Annotated in this window: 16 protein-coding genes; 2 read left to right on the top strand and 14 right to left on the bottom strand. The window is 47.9% G+C overall.

What is annotated here, in order from left to right; translation table 11 throughout:
• Nucleotides 1-215: 215 nt before the first annotated feature.
• The 8 genes from BM122_RS00560 to BM122_RS00525 form a co-directional block, all read right to left on the bottom strand.
• Complete coding sequence (locus BM122_RS00560) at nt 216-992, bottom strand: hypothetical protein (protein WP_074902697.1); 777 nt, start codon at nt 990-992, stop codon at nt 216-218.
• Entirely contained in the window at nt 989-1,855 is an 867-nt protein-coding gene (locus BM122_RS00555; protein ID WP_218151935.1) for a DUF2092 domain-containing protein, read from the bottom strand. Before BM122_RS00555 ends, BM122_RS00560 begins: the two co-directional genes overlap by 4 nt.
• A gap of 31 nt (nt 1,856-1,886) precedes the next feature.
• Nucleotides 1,887-2,471, bottom strand: a complete 585-nt coding sequence (locus tag BM122_RS00550; RefSeq protein ID WP_074902695.1) for a lipid-binding SYLF domain-containing protein — start codon at nt 2,469-2,471, stop codon at nt 1,887-1,889.
• A 571-nt stretch (nt 2,472-3,042) separates the two neighbouring features.
• Entirely contained in the window at nt 3,043-3,840 is a 798-nt protein-coding gene (locus BM122_RS00545; RefSeq protein WP_074902693.1) for a bestrophin-like domain, read from the bottom strand.
• Nucleotides 3,841-3,971: 131 nt separating this feature from the next.
• Nucleotides 3,972-4,760: a hypothetical protein gene (locus BM122_RS00540; protein WP_074902691.1), complete on the bottom strand. Its 789-nt coding sequence runs from the start codon at nt 4,758-4,760 to the stop codon at nt 3,972-3,974.
• Nucleotides 4,761-4,967: 207 nt separating this feature from the next.
• On the bottom strand, nt 4,968-5,756 hold the full coding sequence (locus BM122_RS00535) for a TapB family protein (RefSeq protein WP_074902689.1): 789 nt from the start codon (nt 5,754-5,756) through the stop codon (nt 4,968-4,970).
• 120 nt (nt 5,757-5,876) lie between these two features.
• On the bottom strand, nt 5,877-6,170 hold the full coding sequence (locus tag BM122_RS00530) for a hypothetical protein (RefSeq protein ID WP_074902688.1): 294 nt from the start codon (nt 6,168-6,170) through the stop codon (nt 5,877-5,879).
• Nucleotides 6,171-6,362: 192 nt separating this feature from the next.
• Nucleotides 6,363-7,388, bottom strand: coding sequence for a hypothetical protein (locus BM122_RS00525; protein ID WP_218151934.1), 1,026 nt, complete (start codon nt 7,386-7,388; stop codon nt 6,363-6,365).
• Nucleotides 7,389-8,210: 822 nt separating this feature from the next.
• Between BM122_RS00525 and BM122_RS00520 the strand changes: the two genes are divergently transcribed.
• The gene (locus BM122_RS00520; RefSeq protein ID WP_074902686.1) at nt 8,211-8,921 is read left to right on the top strand and encodes a DUF3313 domain-containing protein; all 711 of its coding nucleotides are present in this window, start codon (nt 8,211-8,213) and stop codon (nt 8,919-8,921) included.
• Nucleotides 8,922-8,950: 29 nt separating this feature from the next.
• Nucleotides 8,951-9,259 (top strand): IS3 family transposase, encoded by a 309-nt coding sequence (locus BM122_RS00515; RefSeq protein WP_074902685.1) that lies wholly within the window; start codon nt 8,951-8,953, stop codon nt 9,257-9,259.
• 201 nt (nt 9,260-9,460) lie between these two features.
• Here BM122_RS00515 and pgi read toward each other — a convergent pair whose 3' ends face one another.
• From pgi to ppk2, 6 genes are all read right to left on the bottom strand, one after another.
• Nucleotides 9,461-11,116 carry a glucose-6-phosphate isomerase gene (pgi, locus tag BM122_RS00510; protein ID WP_074902683.1) on the bottom strand — a complete coding sequence of 552 codons (1,656 nt, stop codon included), beginning with the start codon at nt 11,114-11,116 and terminating at the stop codon, nt 9,461-9,463.
• 338 nt (nt 11,117-11,454) lie between these two features.
• A complete protein-coding gene (gene pgm / locus BM122_RS00505) occupies nt 11,455-13,098 on the bottom strand; it encodes a phosphoglucomutase (alpha-D-glucose-1,6-bisphosphate-dependent) (protein ID WP_074902682.1) in 1,644 nt (547 codons plus the stop codon).
• A 273-nt stretch (nt 13,099-13,371) separates the two neighbouring features.
• Entirely contained in the window at nt 13,372-14,832 is a 1,461-nt protein-coding gene (locus BM122_RS00500) for an efflux transporter outer membrane subunit (protein WP_074902680.1), read from the bottom strand.
• Nucleotide 14,833: 1 nt separating this feature from the next.
• On the bottom strand, nt 14,834-18,052 hold the full coding sequence (locus tag BM122_RS00495) for an efflux RND transporter permease subunit (protein ID WP_074902679.1): 3,219 nt from the start codon (nt 18,050-18,052) through the stop codon (nt 14,834-14,836).
• A 12-nt stretch (nt 18,053-18,064) separates the two neighbouring features.
• Nucleotides 18,065-19,249 (bottom strand): efflux RND transporter periplasmic adaptor subunit, encoded by a 1,185-nt coding sequence (locus BM122_RS00490; RefSeq protein WP_074902677.1) that lies wholly within the window; start codon nt 19,247-19,249, stop codon nt 18,065-18,067.
• Between the two features lie 145 nt (nt 19,250-19,394).
• Nucleotides 19,395-20,243: a polyphosphate kinase 2 gene (ppk2, locus tag BM122_RS00485; protein ID WP_083398260.1), complete on the bottom strand. Its 849-nt coding sequence runs from the start codon at nt 20,241-20,243 to the stop codon at nt 19,395-19,397.
• Nucleotides 20,244-20,247: the final 4 nt, after the last annotated feature.

Here is a 20,247-nt window from a genome sequence, read left to right as displayed (position 1 = left end):
TTAACCTCAGACTTTCAAACCTATAAAGCCTACTCATCCGAGTCTTTACCAATATATTGAAAACAGCGCGACCAGAGGTCTTCAAGGCAATGGACTGCGCCAGTTTTTAATTTAATTACCCCAAAGACCGGGGCAATACCCCGTCCCAGTAAAGATGTGATCTTCCAATATATTTAATCTACTTAATTAAAGCAGCAGCCTCTTCCACCCATTGTTTAATAAGGTGCTGCTACAGGCACATACGAAACGCCACTTCCCCCATAAGCCTGCGTGTACCAGGTTGAACCACATTGATAGTAGGTCACTCCCTGTACCACAGTCGTATAAGGAGAACAGGGTAAACTAGCGTAACCCGACGAAGGAGGGGCACTGTAAACGACAGTGGAAGATGGCGTGGTTGTTGACTGCCCCGCTGCATACCCGACCACCCCGCCCACCACTGCAGCACCAATCGCCAAAGCTGCGACTTCTCCATCATCCCAGTCGTCATCATCATAGTGGTCATGGTAGTGATCATCATAATAGCGCCCCGCATAACTCTCCCTTGTGTCCGCTCTGGCTTGAGTTCGTTCCGTCCGTTCCCCCGCTCGTTCAGTCCGTTCACCCGCCCGCGCAGTTCGTTCCTGCTGGCGGATATCAGTACGTTCTGTATAGCCTTCCTGGCGTCCTTCCCGGGTCTCTGCCCGGCCCGTCGCCCTTGTCTGCGCAGCTTGCGATCGGCTGGCTGTTCTCGATGCAGAGGCTGCTGGAGCGCCAGATCTTGCTGCTGCACCTCGGGATGAGCTGTACGAGAAGCTGCCGCTTGCGGCAGCACCACTGCGGGAAAAACCACCACCGGCTGCCCTCGCGCCGCCACCGCCCGCCCTTGCACCACTGGCAGACGCTCTTCCACCTCCCCCGCCTAAACGGGCGGAGGCCTCATGCACGGTGCCGATAAAAAAAATGAATGCGACCGTGATAATTGGAATAAACAAGTAAGGTTTGGTATTCATTTTTGTTCTCCTGTTTCTGCTGGGCTAGCTGACCCTTCAAACACAGTTTTAGGCAATTGAGCGACAAAGGCAATCTTCCGTACCTCCTTAGGTGGGGTAAATGCAAAGAGGGCATTTTTGACTTTAGGATTCAGATTCCAATCGGAGAATTTCGCCCGGTAATAGGGTTGACCTTCTACATTCTTGTAAGTCAACACGATCTGAAGTGGCAACGGGTTAGCCCCTTCGGTAATCCACACTTGATAATCGACCGTTTCAGTGCGCCCTGCTACATGATGAACGGGTTTCCCATCCATAACCGTCTCTTCAACATAGTCGAGTGTTTGAGTGCGGCGATCAAGTTCTTCCGGGAGCCGTGTCGTCAAGAGCAGAGCGAGTGGCAATCTCATGCCGAGATCTCTAAGGAAATACATAACTGCTTCATCAATTCCGCCGATTTTGGTTGCCTGGGCATAAACATTCTCTGACGGAGTAAACACAGTGATGTGCCTGCCGTCATACAGGACAAGATGTTTCTCTCCATCACTATGCTCCGCTTCTATGTGCAACCCGTTAGGGCGGCTCACGATGACTTTCCGGTTCTCACCAAATTCAATCTTTTGACCGGATTCTTGTTGCACTTCATAGCTGGATTTGATGTTAACGCTGAATTTCTGTGCCTTTGCCAGAAATTCAGCCATGCGAGTAAGCGCATCCTTGGCTGTTGCTTGCTCCTTGACTATTTGTGAGCTTGTGGATGACATCCTTGAAAATTCTGATTCCTCCGATGATTGCTTCTGTGCCCAAGCCACTGGCGCAATCAGGATCATCAAATACAACAATGACAATGCTGTCCCTATTCTCATTTGTCTTTTGTTCTGCATGATTCTTCTCCATTAGTCAACATCAAGCTGCTCAAGGTGTAATCCTGCTGATTTTTGACCCCTGCAAACCCAAGCCGGCCATTAAACCTTGCTGCCCATAGATGAATGCATAGACATCATCTTTAAGCGTCGTAGTCGTTAATGTTCTGGCCAATCCAGCATCTACGATGACAACACTCGGACCTATGCCGACCTCAAATCCCGCGCTATTTTCGAGATAATTAAGCGCCTCATTATTCATGAAAAACATTGCATAACTAAATGACTGCACTCCTGCTTGTAACCCGTATGAGGCGGCAACAATATTATAGTAACCAGCTGTCGTTCTTCCTTTACGCATGGCGCCTTTCCCATACTGAGCCCCTGCGATAAACCCTGCCTTGAGAATATGCGGAAATACCAGAATTCCTTTCGCGCGCGCCGCTAGATCTCTCGCCTCAGGCGTCGTTTGAAAAAGCTGCGCCAAAGCAATATCGACTTCACGATCTATTTCAGCTGCAACACTAGATTGCTGACTGTCCATTCTAGCTTGCTTACCACCAGTAGATTCACACCCTACTAACATTAATACTGAAACTGTGATCAAAATTAAGTAAATCGTTAAGTTAACTCTCATGGTGATTCTCCTGTCGATTTTGATTTGGCTTTCTTGTTGACTTTTTTGATTTGACTATCTTTCTCCATGTCGCAGTCCTGATCAGACTCTCGGTAATAACTCAGGCAAAAACTCCTGTGAGTTAGACATGCTGCGTATAAGCTCGACTTCGGCTACAAACTTGACGTTAAAATTAAATAAATGCCTTGATATATAGAAAAGACCCAAAAAGCTTGTTATTACACACTATATTTTAAAAGATTACCCAAATTTAATAATTAAAAGAATACGTATAAATACGTAGGAAACTTCATTGCCAAATAATCAAAAAAAGATTCATGTATTTTTAAAAGGAGAATGAATCTACAAAGTAATTCTATTTCTCAATCAGAACTTACTTTGTCGGCTTCACCTTGCCGTATTATTTATACTGTTTGCTGCTCGCCTTAGCGTCATTTTTAACTCGGAAATAGAATTACCTGCTACCGATACATACTATCTGTTGATTTGATTGGCTTTGCGCCTGCGCTGTGATAACAAATAACCATCTGTAGCCTTGGGCAATTCTTATGGCATGCATTGCTATTCAAATTTATTCCATACTTTTTCTTAGGTCTACCAGTACCCGATCCACCGAATCTACCCGGATCAGTCCTAAGCGAGGGTATTCGATATCGAGGATCACATAGACCGTGATCGCGACGATTGCGGCGAATACCACCATATGAGTTAAGCTATGCTTCGCGATGCCTGCTGTTGTATAGCCAGCCAATCCCGCGCTGATCAATGCCAAGCTAAATAGCATCACGTAGATAATTGTCGGGGAGTGCATCTCTAACGCCACAGCAGTACGTTGCATAGCGATATCGAACATTTCATTCAACGCTGTTAACAACAGATTGGTCGTTGGCACAGAACCTGTTGCTTCGCAGGCTTTTACAGCTGCAGACCAAATTTCGCCTTGCAGCATATTCGCGCGAACCAAAGCTGCTTCCGAGGCCTTCAGATCGGGTAATTTCTGATAAATCTCCATGCGGGCATCCAGGTATTGCCGGAACAAAGCGCGCAGTGCCGGCTGCGTCTCAACTCTCAATAGATCAAGGCGGAGATAAGCTGTCCCGATGGCATTTGCCTCAGTGATTACCATCTCTTTCCGGTAATCAAACCGTGAAATGGCTCCGGAAAAGGTAAAAGCAATAAGTAATCCTAACAATCCAAAAATGGCACCGTCGAGTAGCCCCGCGGAAGTATGTTCACTCTCCGTTGCCAGAAGCCATCGAACACCTATATATCGACCAATCCCAAAAACAAGCAGCAGGCCAATGAATAACCCTAGTGCAGAGAAACCAGAAACATGAGCAATGTCAGTAGCAAAATGAACGAAATCCATCTCTTAATGTACCCGACATAATATAATTTTCAATCCCCATTTCCCGTAAATATAGTCGTATAAGGCAAAACCTATAAACCAAAGCATATCGTCATACACCGTTGTGGATCATATGGTTACAAGATAACCTCTCAGGATTTTGGCTTGTCAACCAGCACTTTCGCAATTTTCCTCTCTTTGTTATAGAGGAGCATGGCTGAAACCTCCATCTGCTCAATGGCTGCAATCATGCCGACATCTGCCGCAAAAAATCTATACTGTGTATCATCAAGTGATGCAGGGCCTATTTTTCCTTTGAAAGTCCACTTAATTAGAACGCCCTCGAAACTGCCTGCCGGTACTGTGACTTTATAGGCTCCGACATAGCGATAACCGATGTTCAGTATTCCTGTATGGATTTGTTTGTCCGGGTTACTCAATTTGAAAATCTTCATTCCAACTTGCATGTTGCGCTCTTCGCCCGGAGCCAGCCCTTGCAGTATAAAAGGTTCGGCAGGCGAATATTGTGTAAAAACGCCTTCATCATTATCGGTAACACCCGTGACAACGTAATCGCCATCCGCCTGTTCAAGGATATTAAAAATGAATCTGGCTCCTGTATCATATCGCCAGGCACTCTTGCTGGAGTCCTGTTTCAGCAAGGTAGGTCGATGGTGCTCGATGTTACCTGTATCCGGCCCGCTCACGAGGCGGTAGTGTCGAATACCAGTGTTCAGATTCAGATACCGGCTAGTATCAACAAGTGTCGGTGCGAGAATAGCTTGCCCGACAACGCCCTTTCCCAGATATTTCTCAATTGCAAGACGATCCTGCTTTTCCAAAGGAATGAGTGAGTCATCCTCCGCGGATTGAGCGAAATCGCCCAGAAGCGTAAGAATCATAAATACAAACAAAGAAGACCACTGTATAGTTGTTTTCATTGGTTTAACTCCTGGTTGAAAGGCCAAAAAATCCCTAGTGATTAATTCGATCATTCTTTACCATTCGCTGATTAAAATTCACACATACCTTTTTTTCACAGCTGCTTTAAATTAAATGAACACTGAATAACCCTAGTGCAGAAAAACTACAAACATGAGCAATGTCAGTAGCAAAGTGAATGAAATCCATTTCTTAAAATAACCTTCTTAGGATTTTGGCTTATCAATCAGCACTTTCGCAACTTTCCTCTGTTTATTATAGAGGAGAGTAGCTGAAACCTTCATTTTCTCAATTGCTGCAACCATACCAACATCTGCCGCAAAAAATCTATACTGAGTATCATTAAGTGAGGCAGGACCCACTTTTCCATTGAAAGTCCATTTAATTAGAACGGCATCGAAACTGCCTGCCGGTACTGTGACTTTATACGCACCGACGTAGCGGTAGCCGATATCCAGTATACCCGTATGAATTTGTTTGTCTGGGTTGCTTAATTCGAAAACCTTCATTTCGGTTTGTATATTGCGCTCCTCGCCCGGAGTCAGCCCTTGCAGCATAAAAGGTTTGTTAGGCGAGTATTGTATAAAAACACCTTCCTCGTTATCGGTAACTCCAGTGACAACGTAATCTCCATCCTCCTTGCCAAGAATATAATAGATGAATCTAGCTCCTGTATCATATCGCCAGGTAGTCTTACTGGCGTTCTGTTTCAGCAATGCAGGTCGATGATGCTCGATGTTACCTGTATCCCGCCCACTCACGAGTCGGTAGTTTCGATTGCCAGCGCTCAGATTCAGATACCGGCTAGTATCAACCAGTGCCAAGGCAGGGATAGCTTGCCCGACAACTTCCTTTCCCAGATATTTCTCAATCGCAAGACGATCCTGCTCTCCCAATGGAATGAGCAAACTATTCTCCGCTGAGTGAGCAAAATTTCCCAGAAGCATAAGGATCATAAATACAAACAGAGAAGACCACTGTATCGTTGCTTTCATTGATTTAACTCCTGGTTGATAGGCCAAAAATGCCTGGTGATGAATTCGATCATCGTTTGCCCTTCGCTGATTACAATTCACAAACACTTCTTTTTTACGGTTTCGTCAAACCAATTGAAGCTAGGTAGGGGGTGATGATTTTTCCTCATTGAGGAGCGCCCGCTCAGTAATCTCTTTATAAAGATGCACCGCCTGTGCGTATACTTCTTGATATTCCGCATGCCGCTCAACGAGAGGTTTAATCTCTTCAGCTCGCTCAGTCAAAGTTAGTTGGAGAAAGTCGATATCCCTCTGTGACAATTGCTCTCCGCGGTCAACCCTTTCCTTGATTTCAAGTGCTCTTGGTAGTGTCTGCGTGGTAAATCTCTCCAAAAGCGCCATCGCGACGCCAAGGTCTTTCTCATTCTCGCTCATGTTCTCCTCCTGATAATGCATTTAAAAATATCACTTTAGTGTCCTAGCAGGAAAAACCGTTGTGCCCAAATCATATGAAACGTTGCTCCGACCAATACCTCAGTTAAAGGTGCAACGTTCTCCCTTCATTTTTTACAGCCAAAACGCGCACACCGATATGGACAGTTTTACAACATGCAACCAACGTCACCCTTAAAGGTAGCGCTTCGCTTCTTGCCAGATATTCGCTGGCTCAGGTATATCTCTTCGTGCAATATGTCCCAACAGGACAATTCTTCGTTCTCCCGTCCCTGAAAAAATCTCAGTTAAAACAATTTCTTTGGATGGTGCTGTTGAGTAATCTTGAATCTTGATACCCATGGAATCAAGGTGCAACCTGATCTCACGAGATGCAAGCCATGCTGCAGGATGGCTCAAAGTATCGACAACGCTTGCCAGACTCTCTTCCAAACCAAGATGATCGGTATGGAATTGTCCAAGCTCCCGCTCAATTGCCTCAATCTCCGCTTCCAAGGTGGCTAAATCAGAATGCTGCTGTTCGTGATCTGTCAACATCAGATCGAGTCCCCAATTTCCTGCTTTCATGGTATTAAGCTTTTGTTGCAAGAGATGCCATTGATGATCCAATTCCCTCCGTTTGCTCCGCTCGCGCGCAATACGCTCCAGCGCCTTTTCGATCAGGAAATCGAAGGCGCGTTTCTTAAGCTCCCGGCGGGTATCCATCTCATTGCTGGTGGGTCCAAGATAACGATGATGGGAAAAATTAACGGTCACTTGCATCACATCACGGCGCAGGCTGTCACCCACAAGTTCCACCCCGAATCCCTTGCGCTCCTCCATATCCATACTCAGTAGCCCAAAAATCTGCTCGGGAAGAGGGTCAGTCAAATCTGTCAGGTAGTTCCGTAGCGTCTTGAAACTTCCCAAAACTTCGCGCAGATGATCTGTCGAAACAAAGAATGTACGCAAAAGCGGATCAACACCAAATGCCCGTGGACTGATTTCTATTGGCGCAGGCAAGGTATCTACGAGCGCGATCACGTGAGCAACAGTGGATTCAACGGGCTGACGAAGGCGTTTTCGATACTGCCCAATGGCACGGATACGCTGATCCGTACCTTCTACTGCGCGCTCGATGGCTTGCTCAATCAACTCTTCAGACAAACCTTTCTGCTGCCCGGATATGCCTGTGAAAAGCGAACTCAGAAAACGCAACATAGGCCGCCTGCTTATAAAGTTGTCGCTGTTGATAGAAAAATTAAATACTCATTTTTAACCACTCATGCTTCATACATAGATTATTAGAATACGCAAGTTAAAAAAATACGTGCTAACACGTAAGAATAAAAACGATCCTCCACCCACCCAAATATTTCACCAGGCAAGCTTGTACATAATGCAAGAGATAATGAGCGGGCGTTTCCAGACAGATTGATGCAAATTCAATTGGTACCGTTAGCCTTCGGGGGCACTGATAGGAGATTTGCGACGTCTTTCTGCCTTACTTCGCATTTATAGTTGCGGATATTGGGTTAGTGCGAAATACGTAAATCTACTCGTAACGCTCCTCACCATCACCCCGCGTCTTAGCAAAATATTCAAGTCAAATGGAATACTTTATTCGATTAGTAAACGTATTCATATTACTTAACGTGAGTTCAATATAAGGAGCCCGCCACCGCAGCTTAAACCCTTTACAAAAATCGTCAATTGCATAAAAAATCGCCGTATCCATTGGAATCTGACTCCTCTAGTGATGAAATTCTTTTCCAAAATCGCTTTATCATAAGGAATTTAGATTCCTTTTACACCTTTTTAATGTCGAACTCATATTACTTATTTGACTTAGAGGGAGAAGTTATGCAGAAGTGCTTATATAGATTACTCAGCAACGGCCGGATACCTGAGTATGAGTGTCTATTACATCAGGATTGACCGTGCTGGTTATAATCAGATTGCTTTATCTACGCAAGCTGTATAGGATTATCTGGTGTCGTGGAAGATGGGCCCTTATTCTAAGTTTTTTAGGAGACTGCGATCATGATCATACAACGAGCAATATTGATTGGAGTATGCGCGGCAATGCTTACGGCATGTGCCACTACTGAACAGGCAGGAGGATTTGGAAAGGCTGAACCATCCGGATTTTTGAATGATTATTCAATGCTCCGTCCTGCAGCAAATGAAACCGAGGCGTCGCTGGTTTATTTTACGCCGGATAAAACCAAATTCAAATCTTACACAAAAATCTTGTTGGAGCCAGTACAAGTCTGGCGTGGAGAAAAATCGAGCGCCAAAAATATCGATATGGAAGATGCAAACCATTTGTCGCAATTTCTCTGGTCGCGTGTCGATGAAGAATTGCGCAAGGATTATACCATGGTTCAGCAAGCCGGCCCCGGAGTGTTGAGGATTCGCATCAGCATCACGGAAGCTGGAAAAGGAATCCCGGTACTAGACAACCTCACAGCAATGCATCCAGGCTCACTTATTGTGTCCAAAGGAAAGAAAACGCTCAGTGGAACGGAAAGCTTAGTCGGCAAATCTTCCATCGAAATGGAGGCAACAGATAGCCAAACTGGCGAATTGCTGGGTGCTGGCGTTGATCGCCGTGGAGGAGGTAAATACGCCTGGAAATCATTGAACCGGTGGGAAGATGTCGAGCAAGCTTTTACTTATTGGGCGAAGAAAATCCGATGGCGTGCTTGCACAATGCGTGGCGATGCTATATGTGAAAAGCCCGAGGATTAATCCTTTAGGGTTGAAATTCAGGCATTAAAGTGCTTGTGAAGGGAGTTCTTATCACTTACTTATGGGTAAATCATAACAACCGGTTCAAAAAAATATATGAAACGCGAGAAGCTCTGCCGGACTGTCGTCAGCCGGTGGGGCTTTTATTTTGCTACCGTGCAGCCGCATGCCATGGCATAGTCGATACGCAGAGGAAAAACCCAGGCACTCATTCTGCTAAAAACGATATACAAGTATATATTGCTTACTATAATGTCTATCGCATTCATACAGCCATTGGGAATATGTCACCAATAGAATTTGAGGAAAATCTTATTCCATTCCCAAATCAAAAATGACGCGAAGGCGAACCGCAGACAGTATAAATAATACGGCAAGATGAAGCCGACAAAGTCAGTTTTGATTTAGAAATGGAATTAGTAAAGTATCCGGTTTTATTTGACCACTACATCATAAGAAATTCAGGTTCCTTTTTTACTTTCTTATATCGAACTCACGTTAGTTTTTTTACTTTAATATTCCAGCCCTTGCGACCAAATTCATGCGGAGATTCCTTTGGAGTTTCGATAGCGACGAATCAGTTGGTTGGTTGAACTGTCATGCCCGAGTGCAGGTTCTACCTTACTTTCAAGTTCCGGGATAATACGCTGAGCTAGTACCTTGCCCAATTCCACCCCCCACTGGTCGAATGGATTGATTCTCCAAATTGCACCCTGGGTAAAGACTGAGTGTTCGTAGAGCGCAACAAGCTTGCCGAGCACCTCCGGTGTGAGTCGCTGGGCAAGAATAGTATTGGACGGACGATTACCCTCGAAAATCCGATGCGGTATTAGCCAATCAGGTGTGCCTTCGGCCTTGACTTGTTCAATAGTCTTGCCGAAAGCCAAGGCTTCTGACTGGGCAAAGACATTCGACAGCAGTATATCGTGATGCCTTCCAAGCGGGTTGAGTGTTTCAATGAAGGCGATGAAATCACAAGGGATAAGGCTGGTTCCTTGGTGAAGCAATTGGTAGAACGAATGCTGACCGTTGGTACCCGGTTCGCCCCAATAGATTGGGCTCGTGTTATAGCTAACACGGGATCCATTCAGCGTAGTCTGCTTGCCATTGCTTTCCATCGTCAATTGCTGCAGATAGGCAGGAAACCGTTTCAAATACTGCTCATAAGGCAATACGGCAACCGCCTGAGTACCGAAGAAATCAGTGTACCACACGGTGAGTAAGCCCATCAGTACCGGCAAATTGCTTTCAAACGGGGCTGTTCGAAAATGCTCGTCCATTTGATGAAAACCCCTGAGCATGATTCGAAAGTTAACTTGCCCGATAGCCAACATCGTCGACAGACCGATAGCTGAAGTCATGGAATAACGCCCTCCAACCCAATCCCAAAACTCGAACATCTGCGCCGTATCAATGCCGAATTTGGCCACTTCCGCAGCATTCGTGGAAACGGCGACAAAATGCTTGGCGATTGACTGGGTGTCCCCACCGAAAGCAGCGAGCAGCCACTCTCGAGCCGTATGTGCGTTGGTCATGGTCTCTAATGTGGTAAACGTCTTGGAAGAAACAATGAAAAGCGTTTCCGTTGGATCGAGATCGTGCACTGCTTCCGTAAAATCGGTGCTGTCGATATTCGATACGAAGCGAAATGTCATAGCCCGTTCGCTGTAATACTTCAAGGCCTCATAAGCCATCACGGGCCCTAAATCAGAACCGCCGATACCAATGTTAACCACGTTACGAATACGTTTGCCGGTATGCCCCTTCCATTCACCGCTCCGCACGCGATCAGAAAAATCGGCCATCTTGTCGAGTACGGCATGTACCAGGGGAACTACATTCACACCGTCTACGATGACAGAAGCTTCCCTCGGAGCGCGTAGCGCGACGTGCAGCACAGCCCGATTCTCCGTGATGTTGATCTTCTCACCGCAGAACATTGCGTCAATCCGCTGGCGAAGTCCGCATTCCTTGGCCAATTGCAGTAGCAGCTTGAGCGTTTCATCGGTAATGAGATTCTTTGAATAATCAAGGTAAAGACCCACCGCCTCAGCTGTCATGCGTTCACCACGTTGAGGGTCATCTGCAAAGAGCGTTCGTAGATGGAGGCGACGAACCTGTTCGTAATGAACTGCCAAGGCTTTCCATGCATTACGTTCATTGAGGGGTAGTATGTTTTCTGTCCTATTTGTCATTATGATAGTTCCTTTAATTTGCCTTTTAAATAACAACGCAAATCAAAGTGATCGCGTTTATTCGCTCATTCAGGATATAACGGACTTCATTTCTTCTCCCATGAATTAGCAACTCAAACATCAAATTCGTGGTGTGCACAAGCAGCAAGAAACTTGAAATGTATCAAGCAGCCTTGCTCGTATTCCATTTCTAAATCTAAACTGACTTTGCCGGCTTCACCTTGCCGTATTATTTATACTGTCTGCGGCTCGCCTTCGCGTCATTTTTGATTTGGAATTGAAATTATGTACTAGATTTTAAAGGATGCTCAGCCAGAACATGCTGCATCAAAAAATTTCTATGCAATACTTACTGCATCGCTCACGATTTTTTGAGCTTCTAGCAGGATTGCCTTTAAATGATTTTCGTCCTTAAAGCTTTCTGCATAGATTTTGTAAATGTTCTCGGTACCAGAGGGACGAGCTGCAAACCAACCGTTGTCAGTCATGACCTTGAGACCACCGATAGGAGCGTTATTACCCGGTGCAGTCGTCAGCTTCATTCTGATGAGATCGCCGGCAAGCTTTGGCGCTGCAACCGCATCAGGTGACAGTTTTGCTAGCTTTGTCTTTTGCTCGGGCGTCGCAGGAGCGTCGATACGCGTATAGTACAGTTGGCCGAATTCGGCCTGTAGTTCCTCATAATGCTCGCCCGGGTCCTTGCTCGTGCGTGCGGTCATCTCAGCCGCCAGCAAATCCATGATCAGACCATCCTTGTCAGTGGTCCACACCGTGCCGTCATGCCGCAGAAAACTCGCTCCGGCACTTTCTTCACCTCCGAAACAGAGCGAACCGCTGAGTAACCCAGGAACAAACCATTTAAAACCCACCGGCGTCTCGTATAGCTCATAACCCAGCTTATTAACCACTCGATCAATCATACTGCTGCTGACCAGCGTCTTGCCCACAGCTACCTGGTCAGACCATTTTCTATGTGTCAATAAGTAGCGAATCGCTACTGCCTGGTAGTGGTTGGCATTCATCAATCCCGTGGACGGAACCACCACACCATGCCGATCAGCATCTGGGTCGTTTGCAAAGGCGATGCGATATCGATCTTTGAGGTCCACGAGCCGTGCCATAGCGTATGAGCTGGAAGGATCCATCCGAATCTTGCCATCGTGATCGACCGTCATAAAAGAAAACGTTGGATCAATCGTTGGATTGACCACATCAATGTCCAAGTGATAAACGGCATTGATGGGTTCCCAGTAAGGTTCAGCGGCGCCTCCGAGCGGATCGGCAGCCAACTTAAGGCCAGCAGCACGGATAGCCTCCATATCGACAACATTGCGCAGATCTTCGACATAAGGCATCACAAAGTCATCCTGATACGTTGTACTCGCCTGCATAGCGGATGCATAAGTTATCCGTTTCACACCGACATTGCCTTGACGCAATAGCGTATTAGCCCTCTGCTCGATCCATTTTGTTACTTCAACGTCAGCGGGACCACCATTGGGTGGGTTGTACTTGATACCACCATCTTCTGGCGGATTGTGCGAGGGGGTAATACCAATGCCATCAGCGAGATGTTCTTTATGGTCCCGGTTATATACAAGAATCGCCCGCGAGATCACCGGAGTCGGGGTAACCCCATCGTTTTTCTGGATTATCGTTGTTACGCCGTTGGCTGCCAGTACCTCCAGTGCGGTACGCTGAGCTGGACCCGACAAGGCATGCGTATCCTTCCCCATGTAGAGCGGGCCGTCGATACCTTGACCTTGCCGGTAGTCACAAATAGCCTGCGTGATAGCCACAACGTGCGCTTCAGTAAATGATCCATGCAGTGATGAACCGCGATGTCCGCTTGTACCAAAACTGACTAACTGGGTGCTATCCACCAGATCAGGCCGGCGCTCATAGTACTCACGCTCAAGTCTTGTTAAATCGATGAGCATCTCTTTTGTAGCCGGTTTACCTGCAGCTGGTGAAATCGTCATGACTCCTCTCCTTTGGTAATGTTCTATCTAAAAACTGTATACAAATCATCTTTTTCATGTTGATCGCATATTCCGTTATCGTATAGTAACTGGAAAATTCACAATATAGAGAAAAATAAATAGCCTTTTTCATCAGAAATATAACCGCTTGGTACTAAAATTGGTTGTCATAGGTACTAATAAACCAAAATTCTATGATTTATTTGGTATAAGATGAGTCAGTCTCCTCTCAATTCCAGAATTTCAATCACAGAATGTTATTAAATCTCTCCTCTAGGGGGCCAATAAATTTCCTTCTAGTACCGGTTGCACTCCCTTTAGCCGGGGTTTCGGCGCGAACTGCTCAGCTTCATCGACCCAACCACCGCCTGTTGCCTTGTAGACATTCACGAGCTCGGTGTAACGATCAGCCTTCGAGCGCACTGCAGCAAGTTCTACATCGAAAAGCAGATTCTCCGCGAAGAGTACCTCAAGATAACTCGCATAACCATTGTCGAATTTGGCCCAAGAAAGGCGAGCATATTCTTTAAGCGCCATGACGCGTTTTGCCTGAGCCTCTGCTTCCTCCCGTTTCTTCACTGCACCGATGAGTGCATCATTCGTCTCGCGAAAAGCGTTGAGAATGGTTGCCTGATAAAAAGCAATCGCTTCGCGCTGGACGGCTTCAGCGGTTCTCACCTGCCCCGTAATGGCACCAAAAGTAAAGAGAGGTCCTACGAGCCCGGCAGCGACCGACCAAGTGCTGGCCGGTCCCGTGAGAAAATTACCGAATGCGGTGCTTGCTGAGCCAAGCATGCCCGTGAGTGAGATGGTCGGATAATATAACGACTTTGCCACTCCGACATTTGCGTTGGTGGCGACGAGATTTTGTTCCGCCTCCAGAATATCGGGTCGACGTTCGAGCAATGTTGAAGGCAAATCAGGTGGAACTGTCGGAGCAATGAGTTCATCGATGGTGTTGCCGCGCGGGATAGCTTCAGGGTTACGGCCAAGCAAGATTGAGATAAGATTCTCCTGCGCAACAATCTGTTGCTCGATGCCCGGAATTGTGGCAAGTGCAAGCTGGTATTGCGATTGTATCTGGGAGAGTTCCGTCTGTGACACCACACCCCATTGGTAGCGGAGTTCAAAGATCCGCATCGTCTCAGCGTAGTTCGCTGCGCTGGCGCGGGCAATCTCAAGCTGTCGGTCAAGCGCACGCAGGCCGATGTAACTTGCGGCCACACTTGTCACAACTGAAAGAATCACCCCCCTGCGACCTTGCTCGCTTGCGAATATTTGTGCCTGGGCTGCCTCACTCTGGCGTCGAATGCGTCCGAACAGATCGGTCTGCCAGGACGCATTAAGGGCCCCTCGATAAAGCGTAAAATAAGGGTCGTTACCGGGTGGAAGAACGGCCAACTTTTCCGTAGCACGATTTTGGCTAATGCTTGCGCTGTAGCCAATCTGTGGAAAAAACTGCGCGCGGGTAGTATTCAACACACCGATAAACTGATCTACCCGAGCAGCCGCTGCCTGGATATCGCGGTTTTCATTCAACGCCGTTTCGATCAGTGCATTCAGGGCAGGATCGCCAAATTGGGTCCACCATCCGAAATTCGTAACTTCCGCTGCTTGCGGATAATCAACCCGCCATTTTTCTGGCGTCTCAATGACTGGGCGCCGATAGTCGGGTCCCACCACACATGCGCTGAGGAGTGCAACTGCAAACAAGGGGAGAATGATGTTGTGCATTTTACTTATCCTCCCGTTTTGCAGATGATCTTTCTTCGGAAACATGAGCAGGAGCAGGAACTGGCACGAGCACATTCTCATCCTTGTCATCCTGTCCATCGCTAATCTCTTTCTTGCTGGCAAACTTTGCGCTCATCGATTCCAGCAACCAGAAAAACAGCGGCACGAAGAAAATTGCAATCAATGTAGAAGCGAGCATTCCTCCAATCACCCCGGTGCCGATTGCACGTAGACTGTTTGCGCCGGGTCCGGTCGCGATCGCAAGCGGAACACAGCCGAGAATAAAAGCAAAGGATGTCATTACAATCGCACGCAATCGAAGCCCAGCAGCCTCAATAGCGGCCTCTCGTGCTGGCATACCGTGCCGGACGCGTTCGATGGCAAACTCACAGATCAGAATCGCATTTTTTGCAGACAAGCCGACCAGCGTTACCAGACCGACCTGGAAATAAACGTCGTTCTCGAGTCCTAGCAGCCAAGTCAGCAGCAGTGCGCCCAGTACCGCGAAAGGAACTGTGAGCACCACTGCAATAGGAAGCGTCCACTTCTCAAACTGTGCAGCGAGTAGCAAAAACACTACGATGAGGCCAAAGATGAAAGCCGATGAGGAAGTGCCACCCGCGCCTTTCTCCTGTAATGCTTGCCCTGCCCAGGAATAAGCAAAGTCACCAGGCAGTGTTTCGTGCGCCACTTCTTCCATTACCCGGATCGCGTCTCCTGAGCTATAACCTGGAGCTTGGCTACCGGTAATCTTTACTGCTGGGAAAGCATTGAAGCGTGTCATCAGCTTCGGTGAAACCACATAGCGGGTCGTAATCAACGCCGACAGCGGCACATTAGCACCACTCGATGAGCGCACGAACACTTTGCTGAAATCCTCCGGCTTCGCCCGGTAATCCGCGTCCGCCTGGATAATAACAAACCACACGCGGCTGAACAGCGAGAACTGCCCAGCCACCTGGGAACCGAAATAAGCCTGCATCGTATTGAAGACATCGGCTACGTGCACACCCAGTACTTCGGCCTTGTTACGATCGAGATCGACGAAGAGCTGTTGGCTGTTTGCGCTAAACGTCGTGTTCACTGTCTGCAATTCTTTGCGCTCACGCGCTTTTGCAAGAAATGCTTTGAGCGCAGCGTCCGTCGCGCGCGGATCACCTGATCCGCGGTTTAGGATATAGAACTCGAAGCCCCCAGTCGTACCCAGGCCAGGAATGGAGGGCGGATTTACCGCAAAGGCTTTACCATCCTTGAGTACCGCGAATTGTGCATTAAGCCGTTTTAATGTATCGAACGACAGTAGACTTGCATCCTTGCGTTCCTCAAAAGGTTTCAACAGACCAAACATGAGTATAGCGCTGTTGTTCTGCTGACTGTCAACAAAGCTGAAGCCGTTTATCGTACCGACATCCTGTACTGCAGGATCCTGGAGTACAATCTGCTCCAGTTCCTGACTGAAGCGACTCGTGACATTCAAACTCGCTGCATCGGAAACCTGAGCGAGCACGAAGAAATAACCCTGGTCCTCATCCGGCACAAAGCTTGCCGGCAAAATACGAAACATCGCCAGAATGCCGATCACCACAGCACCAAACATGATGAGTGAAACTGGCCATAGTTGTATGACGCGGGCAACTCTACCTAGAAATCCCTTCTGGAGAGACCCAAAGGCATTTTCAAATCCCTGAAAAAACCGGTTTTTCTTGCCGTGATGTGCCTTGATAATAATTGCGGCTAACGCTGGTGACAAGGTCAGCGCCATGATGCCCGAGATCACCATCGAGATTGCAATAGTAATCGCGAACTGCTTGTACAGCAGACCAGTCACTCCACCGAGAAATGCAACTGGCAGAAAAACTGCAAGCAAAACCAGCACGATCGAGATCAGTGCCCCCGCAATCTCCGTCATTGCCTCCTTTGCAGCTGCCAATGGCGCAAGCCCTTTCTTCGTAATGTTTACCTCGACATTCTCGACCACCACGATGGCATCATCCACTACCAGACCGATTGCCAGGATCATACCAAACATAGTGAGCATGTTGATCGAAAATCCGAACAGGTACATACCGACAAAGGTACCCACGATCGACACCGGTACTGCCAGGATGGGTATCACAGTCGCCCGTAGCGATTGCAGGAAGACAAATACTACCAACACCACCAACACTACCGCTTCGAAGAAGGTATGCACCACCTTGTCGATCGAGTAAAGCGTGAACTGGCTCGTATCCAGTACAATCTTGTAATCCAGGCCAGTGGGAAATTTTGCTTTCAGTTCCTCCATCTTCTCGCGCACACCTTTTGCAGTTTCAACTGCGTTCGCACCTGGCTGCTGATAGACGCCGATAGTTGTTGCCGTTTTGCCGTTCATACGACTCGGCATAGAATAATCCCGTTGGGAGAGTTCTACTCGCCCAATATCCTTGATACGTACGATAGCGGCGCCTTCTTTTGCAGTCCGCACGATGATGTTCTCGAATTCTTCAGGCTTAGTGAGCAGCCCCTGTGCTGTTACGACATACTGCTGCTCCACTGAAGGCGGCATCGGTGAGGCACCGAGCTGACCAATACCAAAGGTCTGGTTTTGACTCTGGATCGCGTTGCTCACCTCGCTCACCGTAATGCCAAGTTGAGCCATGCGGTCAGGACGTAGCCACACGCGCATCGCGATATCGGGCAGGCCGAATGTCTTCGCACGATTCGCCCCGGGCACGCGCTTCAATTCGTCGAGCACATAAAGATTGGTATAGTTGGCGATATAGGCAGCATCGTAGCGTTCATCCGGCGAATAAACTGAGACCACCATCATGATGCTAGGCGATTTCTTGTCTACCGTGATTCCCTGCTCGACCACCACTTGCGGCAGCTGGGGCATCGCCTGGCTCAGGCGGTTCTGCACGTTGACCTGATTGATATCCGGATCGCTGCCCTGATTGAACACGACGACAATCTGGACGTTACCGCTGGAGGAACTGGTTGAATAAAAATAGAGTAAATTGTCCAATCCGTTCAACTGCGCCTCAATGGGCGCTGCCACGTTGTTCGCGATCACCTCGGCGGTGGCGCCAGGGTAGCGCGCGTCGATCGTTACCTGTGGAGGCGCCATGTCAGGATACTGCTCGATGGGTGAAACAGACATTGCCACCGCGCCCGCAAGCACAATCAGGATCGAAATAACTGCTGAGAGAATCGGCCGATCGATAAAAAAGTGAGTAAACATGAAATCACCCGCCTAATTCTGTGCGGCCATATCAGGCTTGGCTGCTGCTGCTTTATCATTATCGACTGCTGGCTCCACGATCTTGACCGGCTGACCGGGCACCACCTTGAGCATGCCTTCTACCACAAGCTGGTCGCCGGCCTGCAGTCCGCTCAGGATCACAATGTCTTTTTCGCCCTCATAGTCACCCACGACTACTGGCCGCACTTCTGCTGTACCGTCCGGCTTAATCACGTATACGATGTGACCATTCGACCCTTGCTGCACCGAAAGCTGTGGTATCACGACTGCATCTGGTCGCAGCCCACCCTTCACGTATGCTGTTACAAACATGCCTGGACGGAGTTCCCTATTAGGATTTGGCAGCACTGCGCGCACCATGAAAGAACCGGTATCCTGACTGAACGATGGATCGGCAAAGTTAATCCTTCCTCTTTCCGCAAATGGTTTCCCATCAGGAAGAACAAGCTCCACCTCGTAATCTTGGCTCTTGGGCTGAATAATCGATCCTTTTTGACTTTCCTCGCGAATGCGAGCCATCTGATTCTGCGAAACACTGAACGTGACCCACATCGGATCAATCGCAGCGACATAGGTGAGTTTAGCAGTCTCCGCCATCGCATTCACATACGTACCTTCACGCTGGAGTGAACGGCTTGCCAGACCCGTCACTGGAGCACGGATGGTGGTATAGCCAAGGTTGAGTTCAGCCTCCTTTACTTTCGCGCTTGCAGCGAACACAGCCGCCTTCGCTGCATCAAATTCTCCCTGTGCTCGATCCAGATCAGCCTGCGAAAGCGCGTTCTGTTCAGTAAGCGGCTTTACACGCTTAAGATTGGCACCAGCTGTCTTAAACCTCGCCTGCTGCGCTTGCAGTACTCCGCGAGCAGCTTCTAACTCAGCTTTAAATGGCTTTTGGTCGAGTTGAAACAGCAATTGCCCCTCTTTCACCAAATCACCTTCCTGATAAGCAATGCGGTCGAGAAAACCCGAAATACGGGCAACGATATCTACCTGGCGCGAACTTTCGGTCTGCGCGACGAAGCTAGGGGTATAGGGAATATCCCGCGGGGTCACAGTTACCACGGTCACTTCAGGTGCCGGCCGCTGCTGTGGGGCGGATGCTTCTTTGGAGCAGCCGCTTTGTATGAGGAAAGCAGCGAGAACAAAAAAAACAATCAGAACGCGTATGTACATAAGAAAGCTCCTTGAGATCGTCGTTTGACGCACCGAGAATTCAAAATGATGTACAGAAACCGGATGCTCTCTTTTAATCATTTATGATGTTTAAATAGATTATTAAAATATGCTAATTAAAAGAATACGTATAAACACGTAGCTCTCAGTAAATCTCCTGAATCCAGCGACGATTCGCCATAGTTGCTTCATCGTCATAGGCGTCCTTTGTAATGCGTTTAGGCAATTTAACTTTCTTATGAGCTATGGGTTCGTAAGGGATTTGTTTCAGTAGATGTGCAATTAAATTCAGGCGCGCACACTTTTTGTCGTCAGAACGCACGATGTGCCAAGGTGCAAAATCCGTATCAGTGGCTGCCAGCATCTGATCACGCGCACGTGAATAGTCATACCAGCGCTCACGTGAAGGCAAATCCATCGGTGACAGTTTCCACTGACGCACGGGATCATCTATGCGTGCGTGAAAGCGACGCTCCTGTTCTTCATCACCAACCTCCAGCCAGTACTTGAGCAGATAGATGCCATTATCCACAATTTGCTTCTCGATGAATGGGCACAGTTCCAGAAAACGGCGATGCTGGGCTTCGGTACAAAAACCCATCACATGTTCGACACCGGCACGGTTATACCAACTGCGATCAAAAATGACAATCTCACCTGCTGCTGGAAAATGCGCCATATAGCGCTGGATATACATCTGCGATTTTTCGCGGTCGGAAGGAGCTGGCAAAGCGACCACCCTGAATACGCGCGGACTCACACGTTCTGTAATCGCCTTGATGGTGCCTCCTTTGCCTGCCGCATCGCGCCCCTCAAACACGAGAATGATGCGTTGTCCTGTAGCGATTACCCAATCCTGCACAGAACATAATTCCGCCTGCAATTTGAGCAGAATCTTTTCATAATCCTTGCGTTTGATCTTGTTCTTGTTAGGTTTCTTGCCAGGTATGTCCGTACGCTGTTCTGGAGATTCATGAGTATGTGCTTTTTTCATGCTT

The sequence above is a fragment of the Nitrosomonas communis genome (assembly GCF_900114745.1).
GTDB lineage: Bacteria > Pseudomonadota > Gammaproteobacteria > Burkholderiales > Nitrosomonadaceae > Nitrosomonas > Nitrosomonas communis_A.
This window is presented reverse-complemented; position numbering and strand designations above follow the sequence as displayed.